4 protein-coding genes are annotated in these 5292 nt (G+C 60.0%); 1 reads left to right on the top strand and 3 read right to left on the bottom strand.

Going from position 1 to position 5292, the window contains the following annotated elements:
- Positions 1-63: 63 nt before the first annotated feature.
- Together B2W52_RS01660 and B2W52_RS01655 are read right to left on the bottom strand one after the other, a co-directional pair.
- Positions 64-1239, bottom strand: a complete 1176-nt coding sequence (locus B2W52_RS01660; RefSeq protein WP_008176745.1) for a type III PLP-dependent enzyme — start codon at positions 1237-1239, stop codon at positions 64-66.
- Positions 1240-1417: 178 nt separating this feature from the next.
- Positions 1418-2236 carry an alpha-L-glutamate ligase gene (locus B2W52_RS01655; protein WP_053113477.1) on the bottom strand — a complete coding sequence of 273 codons (819 nt, stop codon included), beginning with the start codon at positions 2234-2236 and terminating at the stop codon, positions 1418-1420.
- A gap of 141 nt (positions 2237-2377) precedes the next feature.
- Here B2W52_RS01655 and B2W52_RS01650 point away from each other — a divergent pair, with 141 nt between their 5' ends.
- Entirely contained in the window at positions 2378-3232 is an 855-nt protein-coding gene (locus tag B2W52_RS01650; RefSeq protein ID WP_008176740.1) for an eIF2B alpha/beta/delta subunit family protein, read from the top strand.
- Here the strand turns inward: B2W52_RS01650 and hrpB are convergent.
- Positions 3186-5292, bottom strand: a 2107-nt coding sequence (gene hrpB, locus B2W52_RS01645) for an ATP-dependent helicase HrpB (protein ID WP_273017750.1), incomplete at its 5' end; no start/stop codon positions are given. The two genes, B2W52_RS01650 and hrpB, sit on opposite strands and share 47 nt — an antisense overlap.

The following is a 5292-nucleotide window of genomic DNA, read 5'->3' as shown; positions in this document are numbered from 1 at the left end:
AGTTGTTTTTCCCAGAGGAAAGGACACCCCCGCCCCGCGGCCAGACTCCGAACTAATACAGGGTCAGATGTAATAGTCCTTCAACGGAGGAAACCCATTAAACTCAATGGCGCTGTATGTCGTTGTATAGGCTCCGGTAGACAGCCAATACATCCGATCCCCAATCGCCAGATTCAACGGCAACGGATACTTGTGATGCTCATACATGATATCGGCACTGTCACAGGTCGGCCCGGCAATCACACAGTCCTCGCCTTCGCCCGCCTTCTCAGTCCAGATCGGAAACTTGATCGCCTCATCCAGGGTCTCGATCAGGCCTGAAAACTTGCCCACATCGGTAAACACCCAGCGATGCAGGGCAGTACGGGATTTCCGGGAAATCAGAACCACCTCGCTCACCAGAACACCGGCGTTGGAAATCAGCGATCGGCCCGGCTCGATGATGATCTCCGGCAGCTCCGCACCAAAGTCCTCGTGCAGGAAGCGGGCAATCTCCTCGGCGTACACCTTCAGCTCATTGGTGCGAGTGATGTAGTTGGCCGGGAAACCACCGCCCATGTTGATCATCTTAAGCTCGATACCGTCTTCTTCCTTCAGACGCTCGAAAATCACCTTCACCTTGTTCAGGGCCGCATCCCAGGCGCCAATCTCGCGCTGCTGGGAACCGACGTGAAACGACACGCCGTAGGGCACCAGACCCAGGTCACGGGCAAGGATCAGCAGGTCCATGGCCATGTCGGTCTGGCAGCCGAACTTGCGGGACAGCGGCCAGTCTGCCGTCAGGGTACCTTCGGTCAGGATACGCACATACACTTTCGAGCCCGGGGCCGCCTTGGCGATGTTGCGAAGGTCTGCCTCCGAGTCGGTGGCAAACATACGAACGCCTTTCTCGTAGAAGGTGCGAATGTCCTTCGCCTTCTTGATGGTATTGCCGTAGCTGATCCGCTCACCGGTCACACCCAGGGCCATCACCTTGTCCAGCTCGTAAACCGACGCGATATCGAAAGAGGCACCCTTGTCGCGCAGCATGGTCAGGATCTGCGGGGCCGGGTTGGCTTTCACCGCATAGTAAACCTTGGCGTAGGGGAAACCCTCGACCAGCTCGTCATACTGACGGTCAATCGTTGCGGTGTCGATCACCACAAACGGAGTTTCCTTGCCGTCGGCAAAGTCCTTGATGCGCTTGAACGTGTCGGCTTCGTAGTAATCGGCGATATTGGCGTTAGCGGCTTCGGTCATGGGTGGTGTGTCCCTCCACAGGGCAAACAGGCATAAAAAAAGGCACTACAGCAACGCTGCAGCACCCGTTAGATAGCGCGATCATCGGGCTTTTTTGAGGGCCCGGATATGAGCATATCTACCCATAAGTAATAGGCAATACTGGCAACGCCACTGGCATGAATTCTGGCGGGTTTTCCTAGACCGCCACCGGCCATATCGGCGGTGGTTCGGTAGGCCCGTCCGGGTCTTCCGGTTCAGTCTGTTCCCGTAGATAGCCGAGAATCGCTTCCTGGAGCTCCGTGCCCTGGCCCAATCCCTTGTTTCCGAACAACCGGTTGAATTCCAGTACGTAAGGGTGGCCATCCACCAGCGCAATATCAAAGCCGGCGTGATCAACACCCAGATCCCGGGCCAGCCGCAATGCCAGCGCCGTCATCGCCGGGGGAACCGGGCTGTTGTCGATGCGGCCACCTTGGGCCACATTGTTGTAGAAGCCCTGATCGGCCTGGGTTCGCCAGTAAGCCGTCAGCACCTGATCGCCAACCACAACAACTCGTGCATCCCGGTCCAGAGGCAGGTATTCCTGGGCGTAGAGCACGTCAGTGCGCTCGCAGTAGCGGCGCCAGTCCTCACGGGATTCAATCAGCCAGACGCCTTCGCCCATGCTGGCCTTGGGAAGCTTTGCCACGAACGGATGCACCATGGCATCCCAGATCATGTCACGTTCCACCGGGCCGTTGGCCTCAATCATGGTCCAGGGCGTGTGCTCCGGGGCCACCGTCTGGAATGCACGGGTCATCTCCACTTTGTCGTGGCCGATGCGGTAGCTGGCTTCGCTGGGAAACACCCGGCACTTGAGACCGTGAACCAGGGCATTTAACTGCCAGTACTCTGGAAACAGGACCCAATCTGCTTCCCGCAACAGTTCTTTATGACGCAAAAACTGGTCCGGCTTGAGGACGGTGGTGTCGGGAAAACCCAGGGTTCGGAAAATATCGAAGGAAACAAGGTGCATGGATACTGCGCACTCGGGGTTGAGTTGCGCGTATTTTATACAGGGCTGACATTCAGGCAAGTGCTATTTTCACCTCCAGACATCAGGAAAAGACCGTACAGGTGCTACCCTTGAAGCAGCACATAAGCACGGAAGAGCGGAATGCAGGAACTTGATGCGAGGGCAAAGTCCCTTCTGGCCGCACTGAAAGCGGACTCCCGGTCAGGCGCTACACAGCTGGCAATGAACACCCTCGATCAACTGCTATCTTACCTGGACGAGGTCGAGCCAGAGGGCGAGACATTTCTGAGGCTACTGGCAGAACTCCGGGCGGCACGCCCGAGCATGATCGTGATTGGCAATGCACTGGCCATGATCGAGCAGCGTCTTTCCAGTGATGTTCAGGTCGCACTTCAGGCCGTCATGGACATCAGAGACCAGCTGGAAAATGCCACCGGAACCATTGCCCGGCAAGCCCTCGATCTTCTGCCAGAGTCGCCGGTGATACTGACCCATAGCGCCAGCTCCGCGGTACTGGCGCTGTTTCGTAACATGGCGGAACAGCGCCAGGCCTTCTCTGTCATCTGCACCCAGAGCAGCCCGGGCTTCGAGGGCCACTCCCTGGCACGGGCGCTGAACGAGCTAGCCATACCCGTCACCTTGATCACCGATGCGCAGATGGGGCTGTTTGTGCCCCAGGCTGACCTGGTGATCACCGGGTGCGATACCTGGCTTTCCAATGGGCATTTTATCAACAAAAGCGGTACACACTTGTTGGCTCTGGCGGCCCATGCGGCCGGGAAGCCCCTCTGGGTTCTTGCCGACAGCTTCCGGAACAGCGACGCCGACCCCGGGTCGGTTGAACTCGAGGAAATGCCCGCGGAAGAACTCAACGCACCGCCGGGAGACTGGATAACGCCACGGAATATCTACTTTGAGCGGGTGCCACACGCGCTGGTCAGCAAACGCATCAGCGAGTTGGGCGTTTTTTCGTGCCCTGCTGAGCCTCGGCGGTAAACGGATCTTCCGGCCAGGGATGCTTGGGATACCGCCCACGCATATCCTTGCGCACCTCGGGGTAGGCGTTATGCCAGAAACTGGCCAGATCGGCGGTGACCGCCAGAGGCCGTTGCGCGGGGGACAACAGATGAAGCACCACCGGTACCCGCCCACCGGCAACGGCAGGGGTTTCTTTCCAGCCAAACAGCGCCTGGAGCTTGGCCGCCAACACCGGGCCATTGTCGGCGGTGTAATCCAGACTCACCCGCTGGCCGGTCGGTATGGTCAGATGTGTTGGCGCCAGACTCTGAAGCTGCTGCTGGGACGGGTAATCAATCAGGCTGTTAAGGGCCGCCAGCAAGTCGATCCGGGCCAGATCGGACCATCGGGTCATGCCGACCAGAAACGGTCCCAGCCAAACCTCGAGACTATCCAGTAACGCCGCGTCATCGGTGTCCGGCCAGCCGGAATCCGGGAAGGTTCTGGCGAGCAACCTCATTCGGGCACGCCACTGGCGACTGCCATCACTCCAGGGCAGGCTTTCCAGGCCCTTCTTCCGAATCGCGCTGAGCAGCCCCTGCCGGACCAGTTCCGGATCCACCCGGCCGAGCGGCTTTTCCTGAAGCACGAGTTCACCCAGTTTTCGCGCACGCCGCGCCAGAATTTTACCCTGGCTGTCGTCCCACAGTGCCTCTTCGATCTCCTGTATGTGGTCAGCCAGGTCGAGCTCCAGGTCCGGAATGTCCACCGGCGCGGCCAGGTAAATCGTGGCTTCGCGGGCCTGGCCATCCAGCTCGGCCGCCACCAGCCACTCGTGCCGTGCCAGGGGATCATCCTCTCTCAGTACCGCACCTTTGCCATTACTGAGCTGATACCTCGCCGCCTTATCCGATCGCCGCCTGGCAATACGGTCCGGATAGGCCAGGGCAAGCAATCGGCCGATTTCGGTCTCCGAGGGCGGTGTTGCCTCAGTCGTCCCGGGCCCGGAAAGACGCCGGGCCGACTGGCGTACAGCCTTCAGGCGAGCGACATCCAGCGTGCGATCCCGCCGTTCCCCGAAGAACACCCGAACCCGCTCGTGCATGTCCGCACCAGTTCCGGGGCCCAGGAGATCACGCTCTTCCAGCAAGGCGGCCACGGCCGCAGCCGCGCCTCCGAGCCCTATAGAACGGCCTTTCAGCACCATATGCGCCAGTCGCGGGTGTATACCCAGCTCCCGGGCCGCTTTGCCGTGGTCCGTAATAGCTCCGTCTGAATCGAGCAGATCGAGCCACCGCAGGAGGGCCACAGCCTGCCTCCAATGGGCGGCAGGGGGCTTATCAATCCAGGCGACGGCATCGGCTTCCCGCGCGCCCCACTGGGCTAATTCCAGCACCAAGGGTGCCAGATCGGCCTCCAGAATTTCGGGCGGCGTGTAATCGGCCAATCCGAACTGTTCCGATTCGCTCCACAATCGATAACAGACCCCGGGCTCCATCCGGCCGGCCCGGCCTTTACGCTGTTCCGCAGAAGCCCTGGATACCCGGCCAGTGACCAGGCGGGTCATGCCACTGTTGGGATCAAAAACGGCCCGACGCTGCTGACCGCAATCGATAACAACCCGAACCCCTTCAATGGTCAGACTGGTTTCGGCAATAGCCGTAGCCAACACCACCTTGCGCTGGCCTTCGGGAGCCGGCGAGATTGCCTGGTCCTGCTGCTCCGATTTCAGATTGCCGTATAGTGGAGCAAGTATCACCCGGTCCGGCAGGTTTGCACGGAGCTGTTGCTCAACCCGACGTATCTCACCCACACCGGGCAGAAACACCAGCAGTGAGCCGCTTTGATCAGCCAATGCCTCCCGAACCACAGCGGTAACCTGATCCACCATGCGGCCACTGCGCGGCAACGGCCGGTAATGAACATCGACCGGAAACGCCCGTCCTTCACTGGTTATTACGGGAACGTCTCCAAGCACTTGCGCAATCGGCCCGGTATCCAGGGTTGCGGACATCACCAGCAACCGCAGATCCTCCCGCAACGCCTGCTGCGATTCCCGCACCAGGGCCAGGCCCAGATCCGCCTGCAAAGAGCGCTCA

The organism is Marinobacter sp. UBA2498 (genome assembly GCF_002341575.1).
Classification (GTDB): Bacteria; Pseudomonadota; Gammaproteobacteria; order Pseudomonadales; family Oleiphilaceae; genus Marinobacter; species Marinobacter manganoxydans.
This window is presented reverse-complemented; position numbering and strand designations above follow the sequence as displayed.